14 protein-coding genes are annotated in these 15,622 nt (G+C 70.4%); 7 read left to right on the forward strand and 7 right to left on the reverse strand.

The annotated features are described in order from the left end of the window. Positions 1-93 precede the first annotated feature (93 nt). Entirely contained in the window at positions 94-420 is a 327-nt protein-coding gene (fdxA, locus tag I1A62_RS35335; RefSeq protein ID WP_005244047.1) for a ferredoxin, read from the forward strand. Here fdxA and I1A62_RS35340 read toward each other — a convergent pair whose 3' ends face one another. Further along, positions 421-2,061, reverse strand: a complete 1,641-nt coding sequence (locus tag I1A62_RS35340) for an ABC-F family ATP-binding cassette domain-containing protein (protein ID WP_219456888.1) — start codon at positions 2,059-2,061, stop codon at positions 421-423. Positions 2,062-2,129: 68 nt separating this feature from the next. Then, positions 2,130-2,723, reverse strand: a complete 594-nt coding sequence (locus I1A62_RS35345) for a class I SAM-dependent methyltransferase (RefSeq protein WP_124394991.1) — start codon at positions 2,721-2,723, stop codon at positions 2,130-2,132. Positions 2,724-2,861: 138 nt separating this feature from the next. On the opposite strand from I1A62_RS35345, the gene I1A62_RS35350 reads away from it, so the two are divergent. Next, positions 2,862-3,707, forward strand: a complete 846-nt coding sequence (locus I1A62_RS35350; protein ID WP_124395060.1) for an aldo/keto reductase — start codon at positions 2,862-2,864, stop codon at positions 3,705-3,707. Here the strand turns inward: I1A62_RS35350 and I1A62_RS35355 are convergent. After that, positions 3,704-4,144: a cupin domain-containing protein gene (locus I1A62_RS35355; protein WP_124394992.1), complete on the reverse strand. Its 441-nt coding sequence runs from the start codon at positions 4,142-4,144 to the stop codon at positions 3,704-3,706. The genes I1A62_RS35350 and I1A62_RS35355 overlap by 4 nt on opposite strands. Before the next feature lie 151 nt (positions 4,145-4,295). Here I1A62_RS35355 and I1A62_RS46670 point away from each other — a divergent pair, with 151 nt between their 5' ends. Together I1A62_RS46670 and I1A62_RS35360 are read left to right on the forward strand one after the other, a co-directional pair. Further along, positions 4,296-4,424 (forward strand): hypothetical protein, encoded by a 129-nt coding sequence (locus tag I1A62_RS46670; RefSeq protein ID WP_009478066.1) that lies wholly within the window; start codon positions 4,296-4,298, stop codon positions 4,422-4,424. A gap of 4 nt (positions 4,425-4,428) precedes the next feature. Beyond that, on the forward strand, positions 4,429-4,800 hold the full coding sequence (locus I1A62_RS35360; RefSeq protein WP_124394993.1) for a tail fiber domain-containing protein: 372 nt from the start codon (positions 4,429-4,431) through the stop codon (positions 4,798-4,800). Here I1A62_RS35360 and I1A62_RS35365 read toward each other — a convergent pair. Beyond that, positions 4,760-6,877, reverse strand: coding sequence for an MMPL family transporter (locus I1A62_RS35365; protein WP_219456890.1), 2,118 nt, complete (start codon positions 6,875-6,877; stop codon positions 4,760-4,762). The two genes, I1A62_RS35360 and I1A62_RS35365, sit on opposite strands and share 41 nt — an antisense overlap. Positions 6,878-6,933: 56 nt before the next feature. Continuing rightward, the gene (locus I1A62_RS35370; protein ID WP_219456891.1) at positions 6,934-10,218 is read right to left on the reverse strand and encodes a BTAD domain-containing putative transcriptional regulator; all 3,285 of its coding nucleotides are present in this window, start codon (positions 10,216-10,218) and stop codon (positions 6,934-6,936) included. A 66-nt stretch (positions 10,219-10,284) separates the two neighbouring features. On the opposite strand from I1A62_RS35370, the gene I1A62_RS35375 reads away from it, so the two are divergent. Then, complete coding sequence (locus I1A62_RS35375; RefSeq protein WP_219456893.1) at positions 10,285-10,959, forward strand: hemerythrin domain-containing protein; 675 nt, start codon at positions 10,285-10,287, stop codon at positions 10,957-10,959. On the opposite strand, the gene I1A62_RS35380 is transcribed toward I1A62_RS35375, so the two are convergent. Further along, positions 10,932-12,425: a phospholipase D-like domain-containing protein gene (locus I1A62_RS35380; RefSeq protein ID WP_219456894.1), complete on the reverse strand. Its 1,494-nt coding sequence runs from the start codon at positions 12,423-12,425 to the stop codon at positions 10,932-10,934. The two genes, I1A62_RS35375 and I1A62_RS35380, sit on opposite strands and share 28 nt — an antisense overlap. A 114-nt stretch (positions 12,426-12,539) precedes the next feature. On the opposite strand from I1A62_RS35380, the gene I1A62_RS35385 reads away from it, so the two are divergent. Next, positions 12,540-13,640, forward strand: a complete 1,101-nt coding sequence (locus tag I1A62_RS35385) for a lipase family protein (RefSeq protein ID WP_219456896.1) — start codon at positions 12,540-12,542, stop codon at positions 13,638-13,640. On the opposite strand, the gene I1A62_RS35390 is transcribed toward I1A62_RS35385, so the two are convergent. Further along, positions 13,633-14,730 carry an NAD(P)-binding domain-containing protein gene (locus tag I1A62_RS35390; protein WP_219456897.1) on the reverse strand — a complete coding sequence of 366 codons (1,098 nt, stop codon included), beginning with the start codon at positions 14,728-14,730 and terminating at the stop codon, positions 13,633-13,635. The two genes, I1A62_RS35385 and I1A62_RS35390, sit on opposite strands and share 8 nt — an antisense overlap. Before the next feature lie 144 nt (positions 14,731-14,874). On the opposite strand from I1A62_RS35390, the gene I1A62_RS35395 reads away from it, so the two are divergent. Continuing rightward, on the forward strand, positions 14,875-15,606 hold the full coding sequence (locus I1A62_RS35395; RefSeq protein ID WP_005244016.1) for an enoyl-CoA hydratase: 732 nt from the start codon (positions 14,875-14,877) through the stop codon (positions 15,604-15,606). The last annotated feature ends 16 nt before the right edge of the window (positions 15,607-15,622 follow it).

The raw sequence follows: 15,622 nt of genomic DNA on the forward strand, positions 1-15,622 counted from the left end.
GTGGGCGCCGAAATGACAGGTTGACCCTGGGGAATTGAGTGGCAGAGTGGAGGCGATTCGCGCAGGACGGCAGGAAAGGACAGGATTACAGACGTGACGTATACCATCGCGGAGCCCTGTGTCGACGTTCTGGACAAGGCATGCATCGAAGAATGTCCCGTCGACTGCATTTACGAAGGCGGTCGGATGCTCTACATCCACCCCGACGAGTGCGTCGACTGCGGCGCCTGTGAGCCCGTCTGCCCCGTCGAAGCGATCTTCTACGAAGACGACGTTCCGGACCAGTGGGTCGAGTACACCAAGGCGAACGCCGACTTCTTCGACGACCTGGGATCGCCCGGTGGCGCCGCGAAGCTCGGGAAGGTCGACTACGACCCGCCGTTCGTCAAGGCGCTGCCGCCCATGGCCGAGGGCGACTGACTACTCCTCGGACAGCCGGCCGCCGTCCATCCGCCAGCGGCGGGTGCTGCGTGTCGAATCCAGCATCCGCCGATCGTGGGTGACGAGCAGCAGCGTGCCGTCGAAGTTCTCCATCGCCTGCTCGAGCTGTTCGATCGCCGGAAGGTCCAGGTGGTTGGTGGGTTCGTCGAGCACCAGCAGGTTCACGCCCCGCGCCTGCAGCAGGGCGAGGGCGGCGCGGGTGCGTTCGCCGGGCGACAGCGACGCCGCGGGCCGCAGCACGTGGTGTCCCTTGAGGCCGAACTTCGCGAGCAGCGTTCGCACGTCGGCGTCCGGCCAGTCCGGGACCTGCGCCGCGAACGCGTCGGACACCTTCTCGGCGCCCTCGAACAGGCCGCGGGCCTGATCGATCTCGCCGATCGCCACACCCGAACCGAGTGAGGCGGTGCCCGCGTCCAGGGCGATCTTGCCGAGCAGCACCTTCAGCAGGGTCGTCTTGCCGGAACCGTTGGCGCCGGTGACGATGATCCGGTCACCCCAGTCCACCTGAGTAGTGACCGGGCCGAATGTGAATTCGCGGTCCCCGCCCCACGCGACGGTGGCGCCGTTCGCCGTCGCCACGACCGAACCGCTGCGCGGGGCGGCGGCGATCTCCATCCGCAGTTCCCACTCCTTGCGCGGCTCCTCGACCACCTCGAGCCGCTCGATCCGGCGTTGCGTCTGCCGGGCCTTCGCGGCCTGCTTCTCGGTGGACTCGGTGCGCAGTCCCTTGCCGATCTTGTCGTTGTCCTTCGCCTTGCGGCGCGCGTTCCGGACCCCGTGCTCCATCCAGTTCCGCTGCATCTGCGCGCGGTCCTCGAGATCCGAACGGGTTCCGGCGTACTCCTCGTACGCCTCCCGGGCATGCCTGCGTGCGATCTCCCGTTCGGCGAGATACGAGTCGTAGCTGCCGTCGTAGACCGCGATCTGCTGCTGCGCGAGGTCGAGTTCGACGATGCCGGTCACGGTGCGCGCCAAGAATTCTCGATCGTGACTCACCACCACCAGGGCCGCCCGGCTCTCGGCGACGAAGCGCTCGAGCTGCTCGAGCCCCACCAGGTCGAGGTCGTTGGTCGGCTCGTCGAGCAGCAGCACGTCGTACCGGGACAGCAGCAGCGACGCCAACCCGGCGCGCGCCGCCTGCCCACCGGACAGCGACGTCATGTGTGCGTCGAGCGGCACCCCCAGCCCCAGTTCGCTCACGACCTTCTCCGCGCGCTCGGCGAGGTCGGCGCCGCCCAGCGCCAGCCAGCGTTCCAGCGCGGGGGAGTAGAGGTCCTCGTCCGACTCGCCGAGCGTTTCGGCGGCCGTGTTCATGGTGTGCTCGGCCTCGGTGACGCCGGTCCTGCGGCCCAGGAAGTCGAGCACGGTCTCGCCGGCGATCCGGTCCGGTTCCTGGGCGAGGTAGCCGACTGCGGCGTCGGGAGGGCTGAGCGCGATGCTGCCCTCGACATCCGCGGACCCGACCCCCGCGAGCGTGGTCAGCAGCGTCGACTTGCCCGCACCGTTCGCCCCGACCAGTCCGGTCACGTCGCCGGGGGCGACGGTCAGGTCGAGGCCGGAGAAGAGGGTGCGCTCACCGCGCGAAGCCGACAGTCCGCTGATGCGCAGTGTTGCAGTCACCTGACGATTGTCCCAGGACCCGTGAGTACTTGTTAACCGCGGGCGGTTGACAAGTACTCACGGGCGGTTTACCGCTTGACGAGCCGGAACCAGCGCGGGTCGGCCTTCTTGAGCGGTCCCGGCATACCGGTCGTGTCGGCGTCGACGTCCGACACGAGTTTCCACTTCTCGAACGTGCGCTCCACGTCGGAGCGGGACACCCCCCGCGGCAGCGGGCCGCGATGTCCCGGCCCGAACGCGAACATCAACAGCGTGGCGTGCGGTTCGGTCACCGTCGTGACGTTCTCGGCGTACGCGACCCGCGCGTGGTCGCTGAGCCCGTGGTAGCACCCCACGTCCAGGACCAGGTGGTACCCGCGACCGACGGCGTGCTCGAGGTCGGTGGCGTCCGCGTGCATGAACCGCACGTCGACGCCCGCCTTCCGTGCCTTGGACCGCGCCTTGTCGAGGGCCAGCTGGACGGTGTCGATCCCCGTCACCTGCCACCCCCGCCGGGCCATTTCGATGGCGTGGTCACCGGTGCCGCATCCGATGTCGAGGACCTCGCCCGGTGGTGCGTCGAAGGGATCGATCAACGTCTCGATCTGGTTCCCGAAGACCCGGCCCGCTTTCACCCATGGCGTGATCTTGAACCGATAGGCCAATGTGTATCCGAGGCCCATGTCCGCCCCTTTCACCGGGCGCGTCACCACCTGCGCGCCGATGCCGTCGGATTACCCAGTGGTATCGAAACGACACGCGGAAGTCCACATTCTGAGACGGTGGGAACATCCGGTCGGGGCGCCCGGTTGCACAGTCCCATGGGTTTCAACAATGCACAGAGTCCTGTACCTACGGTCACGCTCAACGACGGGAACAGCATTCCTGCCCTCGGCTTCGGCGTGTGGCAGGTGCCGGACGACGAGAGCTACGCCGCGGTCGCCGAGGCGCTGAAGGCCGGGTACCGCAGCATCGACACCGCCAAGATCTACGAGAACGAGACGGGAGTGGGCCGCGCGCTCGCGGACTCCGGCATCGCCCGTGACGAGTTGTTCGTCACCACCAAGCTGTGGAACGACGACCAGGGTTACGACTCCACGCTCCGCGCGTTCGACGACAGCCTGAGCCGGCTCGGCCTCGACTACGTCGACCTGTACCTCATCCACTGGCCGGTGCCGTCCGCGGACCGCTACGTGGACACGTTCAAGGCCTTCCAGAAGATCAAGGCCGACGGGCGTGCGCGGTCGATCGGTGTCTCCAACTTCACGCCGGAGACCCTCGACCGTCTGATCGCCGAGACGGGCGAGGTGCCCGCGCTCAACCAGGTGGAACTGCACCCGCGGTTCAACCAGGCCGACCTGCGTGCCTTCCACACCGGCAAGGGCATCGCGACCGAGGCGTGGAGCCCGCTGGGGCAGGGCACCGTCCTCGACGACGAGTCCATCGCGAAGATCGCTGCCGCGCACGGTAAGACGACCGCGCAGGTGATCATCCGCTGGCACCTGCAGATCGGCAACGTCGTCATCCCCAAGTCGGTGACGCCGGAGCGCATCGCCGCCAACTTCGACGTCTTCGACTTCGAACTGACCCCCGACGAGATCAACACGGTCGGTTCGCTGACCCGGGCCGACGGGCGCATCGGCCCCGACCCGGACGCGTTCGCCTAGAGCTGGAAGTCCGCGAAGTCGAAGCCCGGGGTGACGACGCAACTGACGAGGGTCGGTTGGTCGCCCTCGGGTTTCGCGCGCTGCCAGTGCCGCGGCGGGACGAGCAGTTGCGGTTGCTGGCCCGCCGCGACGTCCGCGCCGAGGATGAGCGTGTCGGGGGCCGCGGGTTCGCTTCCGTCGCCGCCGAGTTCGAGCCGCAGGGGGCTGCCCCGGTGGTACAGCCAGATCTCGGCGCTGCGCACGCTGTGCCATGCCGACTGCTGTCCGGGCATGAGCAGGAACAGGATCGCGGTGCCCGCCGACCGCGGCCCCGGATAGTCGTCCGGCAGGCTCGCCTCCGGGATGGTGACGTCACTGCGCCACGTCTCGCGGTACCAGCCGCCTTCGGGGTGCGGGGCGAGATCGAGCGTGCGGGCCCACTCCGGTAATTCCGTCATGGCCGCCATTGTGCCGCCCGGCGCCGTGTCCGGGGGTGGGGTTGTACCACCCCTGAGGTGTCTTATCTCGAGGGCCGGGAGCAGCGAGAGTCGTAGGTGTTCACAAAGCGGGGGCACGACATCCCGTACACCATCGACGACAGGAGACAACATGCTCGGAATCATGCTCGGATTGGGCGGAGCCGCAATCGGACTCGGAATCGGCGTCATGGCCCTCGGGGTCGGCCTGCTCCTCAGTGACGCGACGATCAAGCACGATGTCGGCGAACTCCCGGACTGACTCCGTGTGGGTCGACACCGGTCGGGGGCGGGTGCGGGCGCGAACAGCGGCCCGTACCCGCCACCCGTTGGCGTGGTTTCACTCCGTTCTGACCCGCAAACGCGGGGTTGCCGTCCAGGCGCCGCCCGCCAGTGCGAGCGAGGTGCTCGACCGCCTCGCCGAGATGCCGGTCAGCGTCTGGACCTACGGTTTCGATCACGAGTCGGTGCGGCACCTGGGACCGATGGCGCAGGATTTCGCGACCGCGTTCGGGCTCGGTTCCAACGACCGCCGCATCGCCATGGTGGACGCGAACGGGGTGTGCATGGCGAGCATCCAGGCCCTGTACCGGCGGGTCATCGCGCTCGAAGCGGAAGTGGAGCGCCTGCGGGCGTAGCCGCACCGCCCCCGTCCCCGCCGGCTGCCGCCGCGCGGCGTCCGCCCGGCCGCCACCAGTTGGCGTCGCCCAGCAGGTACATCGTCGCGGGCACCAGCACCATCCGCACGATCGTCGCGTCGATGAGGACCGCGGACGCGAGGCCGACGCCCATCATCTTCACGGTGACGTCGCCGTCGAGCGCGAACCCGGCGAACACCGCGACCATGATCGCCGCCGCGCTCGTGATCACCCGGCCCGTCGACGCCAGTCCCTCGACGACGCTCCGGTGCGAGTCGCCCGTGGCGAGCCAGCGTTCACGGACCCGGGAGAGCAGGAACACCTCGTAGTCCATCGACAGCCCGAACAGGATGGTGAACATGAGGATCGGCACCCAACTCGACACCGGAAGCGCATGGGGGAGGCCGAGCAGCTGTGCACCCCAACCCCATTGGAACACCATCACCATGACGCCGTAGGCCGCGGCCACCGACAGCAGGTTCATGGCGGCCGCCTTCACCGCGACCACCGGCGCGCGGAACACGAACGTGAGCAGCACCACCGACAGGGCGACGACGAATGCGATCACCAGCCACAGCCGTTCGGCGAGGCGGGCCGAGATGTCGGCGAACACGGCGGTGAGTCCGGTGACGTGGACGCCGTCGGCGGCGTCGGACCGGATCCTATCGAGCAGTTCGGTGCTGCGGGGATCGCTGGGACCGGTGGTCGGCTGCACCGAGACGAGTGCGGCCGTCGAATCGGCGTTCGTCAGGACGGGCGTCACGGACGCCACCCCGGGTTCGGCCGCGAGGCCACGCACGATCGACGGAAGCTCGGCTGCCGGAACCTTGTTCAGGTCGACCGCCACCATCAGCGGCCCGTTGGCGCCGGGCCCGAACTCGGAGTCGATCAGGTCGTAGGCCTGACGGATCGTGTTGGCGGCCGGTGCGCTGCCCGCGTCCTGCGGCCACGTCCGCATGCCCAGCACCGGCGCGGCCAGGAGCAGCAGCACGCCGAGCGCCGTCAGCGCCCACAGCCACGGGCGGCGGCTCACCCGGATCGCCCACCGTTCGGTCAGCGGCGACGTCGTGCGACGTTCGGCCCGGGCACGGGACCGTGTGCCGAGCACCCGCGTGCCCGCCAGCCCGCACAGTGCGGGCACCAGCGTGACGGAGGTGAGCATGACGATGCCGACCATCGCGAACGTGGCGTAGCCGAACGACGCGTACATCGGCAGCCCGGACAGCCGCAACCCGAACAGGGAGACGAGCACGGTGGTCCCGGCGAAGATCACCGACGTCCCGGCCGTGGAGTTGGCGGCCGCGACGGCGTCCCGGACCGGCATCCCGGACCGCAGGCCCTCGGTGTACCGGGTGACGAGCAGCAGCGCGTAGTCGATTCCGACGCCGATGCCGACCATCGTCGCGATGGTCGGTGCGATGGTGCTGATGCCGGTGAATCCGGCCATGATCGTGATGAGGCCGGACCCGATGCCCACGCCGACGAGCGCGACGGCCAGGGGCAGTCCCGCGGCCACCACGGAACCGAACGCGAACACCAGGATGATCAGCGCCAGGATCATGCCCACCGCCTCGGCGGTGCCCGACGGCTTGGAGATGTTCTCGGGCACCTGCCCGCCCAGTTCCACCTCCAGTCCCTGCGCCCGGGTGCCGGCGACCGCGGCCTGGAGTGCGTCGACGCCCTCGCTGCCCTGGAAGTCCGTGACCGGGATGCGGTAGTTGAGGCTGATCACCGCCGTGTCGGAATCCTGGGACAGGCGGGGCGGCGACACGGCACTCACCCCGTTCACGTCCGCCAGCCTGCTGCCGAGATCGGTGAGGACCCCGGGGGCGAGCGGGCCCGTGTCGGAGTGCACGACCACCCGGGCGTCCGCTCCCGACATCTCCGGGAACCGTTCGCTCAGCAGATTCGTCCCCTCCTGCGACGGCAGACCGGGCACGTTGTAGTCGTCGTGGTTGGTGCCGCCGAACGCGGACGCGGCGGCGAACACCAGGACGAGCAGCGTCAGCCACGCGACGATCACCTGCCAGGGACGGGTCGCGGCGGCCGCGCCGAGGCGGGCGAGCAGGGAACTCATGGGGGGCCTCCAGGAAAGCCGGATGGTTCGGTCGCTTCCGACTGTGCGCCCGGCCGCTAGTGACCCACTTGGAACTCGCTTGGGTGGGTGGTCACCCGGGTGCGGGCGGCGTCGATCCAGGCCGGGCAGCCGCAGCGTTCGGCCAGTGCGAGCGCCGCGGCGTAGTGCGTGCGTGCCGCCCCGGTCCTGCCGAGGAGCATCTCGAGGTCGCCGAGGATGGTGTCGACGGGCCCGACCGCGAACGCCGCCGTGTCGCCGCCCCCGATCTGGCCGCTGTAGGGGCTCAGTTCCGCGTGCACCGCCGCCGCCTCGTCCCGCTCGCCAAGTCCGGCGACGACGATGCCGCGCAGCGACATCATGAGGGAATGGAAGAAGTCGCGGCGGACGGGGCGGAGGTGGCGCCGCACCTGACGCGCCTGTTCCGGTTTGCCGTTGCCGAGAAGGGCGAGGGCGTGCAGATCGGCGAGCACGTCCGTCGCGGCACTGTCGACCGTCGCGATCACGGCCTCGAATTCGCCGGCCCGGCCCTCGGTGAGCCGCAGCGTGAACACCGCGAGGGCGAAGACGCTGTCCGCGTCGAGGCCGGCCCGGACCATCAACTCGTGGCCCTGCTCGTAGTGGCGTTCCGCCGCGGCCAGGTCGCCGGTGAGGTGCGCGACCATCGCGCGGTTCATCTGGCGGGTCGCCTGCGCCTGCTGGAACCGGTACCGGTCCGCCAGTTCCGACTGCAGGCCCATGTGATGTTCGATCGCCGGGATGTCACCGTTGCCGGACGCGATCTCGGCCAGCAGGTGATGGCCGAGCATGGTGAACACCGGTAGCTGCGTCCGGTCGCCGATCCGGAGCAGTTCGTCGCCGATGACCTGGTCGCCGAGTGTGCTGGTCGGCGAGCCGGTGCCGGCGTGGACGGCGCAGAGCACCAGCCCGAGAAGCACCGGATCGTCCAGGTCGCGGGCGAGGACCTCGGCCTCCCGGACCGCGGCCCCGGTGCGCTCGTGATCCTCCGCCCCGATCTCGTGGACCAGCGTGACCAGCAGCCGGCACCGCACCGCCGGCTCCGGTTCCTCGTCCCGCAGCAGCGTCTCGATCAGGTCCACGACGGCCGTGTCCACTTCGCCGTAGCGCCGGTTGATCCACGGCGTCGGGGTGTCGACGAACGCGAGCACCCGGACCGCCAGGTCGGTGCGGCCCGCGTCCCGGGCGAGTTCGAGGGCCCGCTTCCGCGAACGGGCCCCGTCCAGTCCGATGCCGGCGGCGAGTTGGGTGCGGCTGAGCTCGGTCAGGATGTCGACGCGCTCGTCCACGGCCGCGGCGGCGTCGGGCGGCAACCGGTCGGCCGCGCGGAGGGCGTCGTTCAGGAAGCCGATCTCCGCGTCGTGGGCGTAGCGGTCGGCCGCCTGCGCCGCGGCCGCGACGTTGTGGTCGAGGGCCTGCCGTGCGGTCGCGGCGGACAGCGCCTCGGTGAAATGGTGCGCGAGCGCCGCGACGTCGTGCGGTCGCAACTCCTCGAGCGCCGACCCGACTCGGGCGTGCCAGCGGCTCCTGCGCAGGCGGGTGAGGTCGGAGTAGAGCGTGTCGCGGACGAGGGCGTGCGTGAAGCGGACGGTCCCGGCGCGCGGCTCGCCGAGCAGTCCGGCGATCACGCCCGATTCGAGTGCGTCGAATACGGCGTCCTCGCCGACTTCGGCGGCCCGGGTGAGGACGTCGACGTCGGATTCGCGGCCCACCACCGCGGCCAGTCGCAGGACGGACACGGTCAGTTCGGGGAGGCGGGCGATCCGCCTGCGGAGAACGTCCCGGACCCCCTCCGGCACCTCCGACGTGGCCACCAGTTCGCCTTCACTGTCCAGGAGCCGGGCGCTCTCCTGCAGGTAGAACGGATTTCCGCCGGTCCGGTCGGCGAGTGCGCGGAGGACATCGGGGTCGGGGTCGCGGCCCGACACGTGCCGGATCAGCTCCGCCGACTCGTCGGGTCCGAGTCCGCCGAGGCGGATGCGCGTCGGTTGCAGCGACGCGAGGTCGGCGAAGCAGTTCTCCAGGTTCGCGTCGACCTCGTCCGGGCGGAACGCGAGGACCAGCAGGATCGGCGACCGCTGCTGGGCGAGCCGCACGAGGATCGACAGGGTGTCCTCGTCGGCGCGGTGGACGTCGTCGAGGACGACGGCGAGCGGGCCGTGATCGCGGACGGTCCCGAGGTAGTCGGCGACGGCACGGTGCAGCAGGAACCGTCCGCTCGGGTCGTCCGGCCGCGCCGCGTGCGAACGGTCGTCGGCGAGCAGGGGCGCCAGCGCGTCCGCCTCGGCACCGGGGTCGACCGTCTCGCGCAGCGCCCGCAGGATTTCCACCCACGCCCAGGCGGGCGGGGCGCCGTCCACCTCGGGGCAGCGGCCCACCGCCACCTGCCACCCCGCGGCGTGCAGGGTGCGACGGAACCGGCGCAGCAGGGACGACTTCCCCGATCCGGCGTCGCCGCCGAGGAGGACCACGGGGGTGCCGGGATCGCTCATCAGGTCGGTCAGGGTCGCCAATTCCGCGGCGCGGCCGAGGAACCAGGGGGCCGGGGCGGTGTCGACGGGCACCGGGGCGGGAGCGGGTGCCGGTGCGGACGGGACGGTGCCCGTGAGGATCCGGTGTTCGAGTTCGGTCAGACCGGGACCGGGGTCGAGGCCGAGTTCGCTCGCCAGCCTGCCGCGGGCCTCCCGCAACGCGGCCAGGGCGTCGGCCTGTCGCCCGCTGCGGTGCAGCGCCAGGGCGAGCAACCGCCATCCCTCTTCCCGGAGCGGATGGTCCCGGGTGAGGGACTGCGCGTCGAGTACCGCGCCCGCGGCGTCGCCGGACGCGACGGCGGCGGCCACCACCCGTTCGCGCGCCACCACCCGCAGTTCCTCGAGCCGGGCGATCTCGGCGAGCGCCCAGTGCTCACCGGCCACCTCGGCGAACGCCGGCCCCCGCCACAGGCCCAGCGCCCGCTCCAGGTCGGCCCGCCCGGTGCCCGCGGCGGAGCGGACCAGGCTCTCGAACTCCCACGCGTCGACCGCGGACGAGGGCAGGGTGAGCGCATAACCGGGGGCTCGGCTCACCAGGACGGTCGAGTCCGCCCGCGGCGCGCGGCGCGGCTCCAGCGCCCGCCGCAGATTCGAGATGTATGCCTGAAGTGCACCGACGGCCCGCGCCGGAGGAGCGCCGTGCCAGAGGTCGTCGACGAGCCGATCCACCGGAACCACGTCGCCGCGCGCGACGAGCAGCAGGGCGAGCACGGCCCGCTGGCGGGGGCCGCCGAGGTCGACCGCCCCCGATTCGTCCTCCGCCTCGAGCGTCCCGAGTACTCGAATCCGCACCATCGTGCCAAGCGTATGCACTAGTGGCCTCCAAGTGCTCTCCAAGACGCCGATCCGACCCTTGATCGCATGACGACTCCGACTGCTCACACGACCCGCCCCGACACCCGCGAGATGGTGGTGGTCCACAACTGCTTCCGCCGCCAGTTCGCCGCGCTGCCCGCGCTCGTCCGCCGGGTTCCCGCCGGCGACACCGCCCGGGCCGCGGAGGTGGTGGCGTTCTTCGAGGAACTCGCCACCGCCCTCCACCACCATCATTCGAGTGAGGACGACCTGCTGTGGCCGAAGCTGCTCGACCGCGCGCCCACCGACGCGGCGCTGGTGCTGCGGATGGAGGAGCAGCACGAACGCATCTCCGAACTGCTGTCGCTGGCGCAGTCGCAGGGCGCCGCGTTCACGGCGGATGCGGTGGACGGCGAACCGCTGGCGAAGACGCTGACCGCGCTGTCCGCGGCGCTGGGCGAGCACCTCGGCGAGGAGGAGCGGCACATCCTCCCGATGGCGGAGCAGTTCATGACGCTCGCCGAGTGGCAGGAGATGGGTGACCGCGGCCGCGCGTCGATCCCCAAGGACCGGCTGCTGGTGTTCCTCGGTTTCATCCTTCAGGGGGCGACACCCGAGGAGCGCCGAATGTTCCTGTCGGAAATGCCCTTCGCCGCCAGGATGGCATGGTCGATCCTGGGGCGGCGGGCGTTCCGCAAAGACTACCGGCGCATCTACCGCACCGAACCGGCCGCCTTCTGACGCCGGATCACCCTGCGCCGCAACCGGCCCCGGCTGGTCCGTTCCCAGAAGCTCGGCGGGGTGCGCTCGGGATCCATCAGTTCGTTCTCGGCCAGCGGACTGTCCTCGTCCTCGACCGTGTCCGGCTCGAACTTCTCCAGGGTCCGGCCACCCCCGCGCAGCGCCTCGACCGTGCCCAGGAGCGACGACGTCTCGGTCAGCGTGTCCTCGAACAGCCCGGCCGGGACACCGAGGTGCTCGCAGACGAGCTGACGGCGGATGCCGAGGATGGTCTCCCGCAGTTCGTCACCGTTCGCCGTGTCCGCGGTGACCTCGACCGCCAGATCGCATTCCGAGTCGAAACCCATCGACCGATTGTTGAGGTTCGACGAACCCACCCGCAGGAGACGGTCGTCCATCACCAGCACCTTGGCGTGGACGTAGATCGGCTCACCGCCCGCCGTGACGGGGTAGTAGACGCCGAGCCGGTTCCCGGTGTCGGCCCGCCAGAGCAGGTGCAGCAACCGGCGGCGGGCGCCGTCCATCGCCTTCTGCTCGAGCCAGCCGTCGGCGTTGCGCGGCAGCACCAGCACGATCTCCGGCCCGTCCGGTTCGCGTAATCGCGCGGCGATCGCCTCGGCGAGGGTGCGCGACGCCAGGTACTGACTCTCGATGTACAGCGACCGCTCGGCGCCGGCGATCGCCGCCAGATACAGGGCCTCGATCTCCCGGACCTCGTCCCGGTCGTCGAGCTCCGGCAGGGTGCGTGCGACGCCCACGTCGACGGAACGCATCGTCGGCTCCAGCCCCTCGGGCCACGGCGTCCGTCCCACGATCTCGTCGACCGCCGCCAGATCCTGCCCCGTGGCCGCCTTCCACCGGGCGCGGGCCAGTTCGCCGATGGCCTTCGCCGCGTCCCCGTCGACGGCGGTCGTCGCGTCGTGCCACGGCCCGTACCGCTTGCCGTTCGGCTGCGTCCGGTAATGGTTGCGGTCCCGATGTTCGGGGGTGTCCCACCGGTCGACGGTCATGTCGATGCCACCGCAGAACGCGAGCGCGTCGTCGATGACGACGATCTTCTGGTGGTGCGCCGAGCCGATCGGGTGGGCGGCGTCGAGTTCGAAGTGCAGGCGGCGGTCCGTCACCCAGTTGACCACGAAGATCGGCGTCATCCCGCGTCCGATCGCGGTGAACGCCCCGATGTTCCATTTGAGCAGGTAGATCTCGAGATCCGGACGTTCGCGCGTCAGCCAGGCCAGGAACCTGCCGAGCTGATTGGGTCCGTCGAGCGTCTTCTCGTCCGGTTCGAACTGGATCCTCGTGTCGAAGTCCCAGCCGATGAGGATGATGCGCCTGCGCGCCTGCAGCATCGCGGACTTGGCGTGGCGGAAGTAGTCCGCCGCGTCGACGATGCACGCGAGACGATCGGCGTGGGCAACCTGCCAGCAAGTGTCGCCCGGAGTCAGGATCGGGCTGTCGTCACTCATGTCTCTTCTGCTCTCCCGGTCTCGTGCGTCCCACTTCCCCGCGAGTGGACGATTCACAGTACTGCGCCACCCCCGCGCAGCTACCGTTGAGAGGTGCGGAGGTGGTGGCGCATCGTGGCGTTGCTCGCACTGGTCAGCGTGCTGTGGGCACCCACTGTCGGTGCGGATCCTCTGCGGGCCGGATCGTCCCCCGGCACCGTCGTCGCCTCGTCCGAGTTGCCTGCCGAACTCTGGCTCCGCGGAACCGGAAGTGCGTACCGGATGACGTACCTGACCACCGACCGGCACGGCATCACCCCCTGCACCGGGATGGTGTTCGTGCCGCCCGGGACGCCGCCCGCCGGGGGATGGCCCGTCATCGCGTGGGCGCACGGAACGGTGGGGGACTCCGACGCCGACGCACCCTCCGTGACGGGCGTCGACCCGCAATCCTCGGACTACGTGAGCAGCTGGCTGCAACTCGGCTACGCCGTGGCCGCCACCGACTACGTGGGCCTGGGCACCCCCGGGGTGCCGCCCTACCTCGACGGGAAGGTCGCCGGCCGTAGCGTCGTCGACTCCGTCCGCGCCGCCCGGGACATCGACGCCGACCTCTCCTCCACGTGGATGGCCGTCGGACTGTCCCAGGGCGGTCAGGCCGCCGTGTTCGCCGCACACGTCGCCACGTCGTACGCGCCGGAACTCGACTACCGCGGGGCCGTCGCCAACGGGGTGCCCTCGAACATCGAGATGGTGTCGAACTGGAGCGGTCCCTCGTTTCCGCCGCAGGGCCTCGCCGGTCTCACCGTGTACATGTCGTACCTGATCGCCGGGGTCCGGGACGCGTACCCGGAACTGGACGTCGACAGCTATCTGACCCCGGTCGGGAAGCAGTTCGTGGACGCGGCTCCCGAAGTGCCGTTCCGGCAGTTCGCGGCCATGACCGGCAACGTGTCGGTGGCGCAGATGCTGTCGCGGGCGCTCGACGTGCCCGCGCTGCAGGACGCGCTGCGCGAATACCTCGAGGTCCCGGTCGCGGGATACGACCGACCCCTGCTGCTCGTGCAGGGGGTCACCGACGCGTCGGTGCCGCTGCCGCTGACGGAGAAGCTCGTCTCCGAGATGCGCGGGGCCGGAACGAATCTCGACTACCGAGTGTATTCGGGTGGCCACGTCGGCAGTATGTACCAGGCCGTACCCGGCCAGGCCTCGTTCGTCGCCTCGCTGATCAGGTAGGGGCCGGCAACCCGAGGTGGCGGGTGAGTTCGCGGGCCGCGGCCTGCCCGGCCCGGTTCGCGCCGATCGTCGACGACGACGGTCCGTAGCCCACGAGATGGATCCGCGGATCCGACGCCACCTGGGTGGCGAGGCGTCCCGTCATCGTGATGCCGCCGCCCGGTTCGCGCAGCCGCAGCGGTGCGAGGTGATCGAGCGAACTGCGAAAACCCGTGCACCACAGGATCACATCGACCTTCATCTCGTGCCGGTCGGCCCAGCGGACGCCGTCCTCGGTGATCTCGCTGAACATCGGTTGCCGCGCCAGCACCCCGCGTTCGCGGGCGGCGCGGATCGCGGGCGTCACGGGCAGTCCCGTCACCGACACCACCGAACCCGGCGGCAGCCCGCGGCGAACCCGGTTCTCGACGAGAGCGACGGCGGCCCGGCCGATCTCTTGTGTGAACGGCTCGTCCCGGAACTCCGGCGGGCGTCGCGTCACCCACGTCGTGGTGGTGACCCGGGAGATCTCGTCCAGCAACTGCACCGCCGAGATGCCGCCGCCGACGACGAGAACATGCTGTCCCGCGAAGTCCTGCGCCGACGAGTAGTCCTTGGTGTGCACCTGGCGGCCGGTGAACGACTCCGCGCCGGGATAGCGAGGGATGAAGGGGCGTTCCCACGTTCCCGTCGCGTTGATCAGGCCGCGGGCGGACACGACGCCGCTGTCGGTCTCGATGCGCAGACGCTCGTCGCGGGCGCACACCACCCGGGTGTGCACGGGGCGGTGCACCGGCAACTCGAACTGTTTCTCGTACGTCGCGAAGTACTGGGGAACCGCGCTCGACGCGTGCACCAGCGCGGCCTCGGGGTCGTTCGGGTCGACGCCGACCGTCGCGGCGAAGCCGAGCCCGGGCAGGTCGTGGACACCGTTGACGGTGCTCAGCGTGAGGGACGGCCACCGGAACTGCCACGCGCCGCCGGGCCCCGGTGCGTGATCGAGCACCACGAAACCGGACTCCGGTTCCACCCCGAACCTGCGCAGATAGTAGGCAGCTGACAGCCCCGCCTGCCCCGCGCCGATCACGGCGACGTCCACTTCACTGTTCATGTCGGTCCACACCTCCACCCTCACAACTACCGGAGAGGCTCGCGTGTTCCGGCCGATCCCGCTGTGGTTGGGTGACAGACGTCCAGTCGGGTGGGCAGGGGAGAATTCGTCAGTGGACAGCAATCACGAAGAAAGCGAGTGGACATGATCGGGACGAGTCGTGACGGCGACGTCTTCACCCTCGAACTGCAACGACCCGACCGTCGCAATGCGTTGAACACCGAGATCTGCGAACTGCTGCGCGAGGAGACGGAGAAGTCCGTCACCGACGGCGCGCGGGTGATCGTCCTCACAGGGCAGGGCAGCGCGTTCTGCGCGGGCGCCGACCTGTCGGGCGACGTGTACGCCGACGGGTTCACCGACACCCTGCTCGAGATGCTGCACACCATCGACTCGGTCCCCGTCCCCGTCATCGCCGCGATCAACGGTCCCGCGATCGGCGCGGGCAGCCAGCTGGCGCTCGCTGCGGACCTGCGCGTGGTCGCACCCGAGGCCCGCTTCGCGATCCCCGCCGCCAAGCTCGGGATCTCCGTGGACCGCTGGACCGTGCACCGGCTGGCCGCCCTGATCGGCGGCGGACCGGCACGAACGATCCTGCTCGGCGCGGAAGAGGTCGGGGCCGACGAGGCGCTGGCGCACGGCCTCGCCAACAAACGCGGCGACCTCGCCGTCGCGCAGCAGTGGGCGCACTCGATCGCGCGCCTGGCGCCGCTGTCGCTGCAACACCTCAAGATGGTGCTCAACGACGACGGCACCCAGAGCCCGCCGCCGCCCGAGCAGCTCGCGGCGTTGCATGCGGCGTGGAAGAGCTACGACGCGCAGGAGGCGCGGGCCGCCCGCGCCGAGAAGCGTCCCCCGGTGTTCCGCGGTCAGTAGCCGTCGGCCGCACCTT

Origin of the sequence: Rhodococcus sp. USK10 (genome assembly GCF_019378875.1) — a bacterium.
GTDB classification, from domain to species: Bacteria; Actinomycetota; Actinomycetes; order Mycobacteriales; family Mycobacteriaceae; genus Rhodococcus_F; species Rhodococcus_F pseudokoreensis.

What these genes read in the sequence shown, in the direction of transcription:
- I1A62_RS35345 (WP_124394991.1), bottom strand. Translation starts at nt 2,723, where the DNA reads ATGGGCCTCGGATACACATTGGCCTATCGGTTCAAGATCACGCCATGG.
- I1A62_RS35350 (WP_124395060.1), top strand. Translation starts at nt 2,862, where the DNA reads ATGGGTTTCAACAATGCACAGAGTCCTGTACCTACGGTCACGCTCAAC.
- I1A62_RS35355 (WP_124394992.1), bottom strand. Translation starts at nt 4,144, where the DNA reads ATGACGGAATTACCGGAGTGGGCCCGCACGCTCGATCTCGCCCCGCAC.
- I1A62_RS46670 (WP_009478066.1), top strand. Translation starts at nt 4,296, where the DNA reads ATGCTCGGAATCATGCTCGGATTGGGCGGAGCCGCAATCGGACTCGGA.
- I1A62_RS35365 (WP_219456890.1), bottom strand. Translation starts at nt 6,877, where the DNA reads ATGAGTTCCCTGCTCGCCCGCCTCGGCGCGGCCGCCGCGACCCGTCCC.
- I1A62_RS35370 (WP_219456891.1), bottom strand. Translation starts at nt 10,218, where the DNA reads ATGGTGCGGATTCGAGTACTCGGGACGCTCGAGGCGGAGGACGAATCG.
- I1A62_RS35375 (WP_219456893.1), top strand. Translation starts at nt 10,285, where the DNA reads ATGACGACTCCGACTGCTCACACGACCCGCCCCGACACCCGCGAGATG.
- I1A62_RS35380 (WP_219456894.1), bottom strand. Translation starts at nt 12,425, where the DNA reads ATGAGTGACGACAGCCCGATCCTGACTCCGGGCGACACTTGCTGGCAG.
- I1A62_RS35390 (WP_219456897.1), bottom strand. Translation starts at nt 14,730, where the DNA reads ATGAACAGTGAAGTGGACGTCGCCGTGATCGGCGCGGGGCAGGCGGGG.
- I1A62_RS35395 (WP_005244016.1), top strand. Translation starts at nt 14,875, where the DNA reads ATGATCGGGACGAGTCGTGACGGCGACGTCTTCACCCTCGAACTGCAA.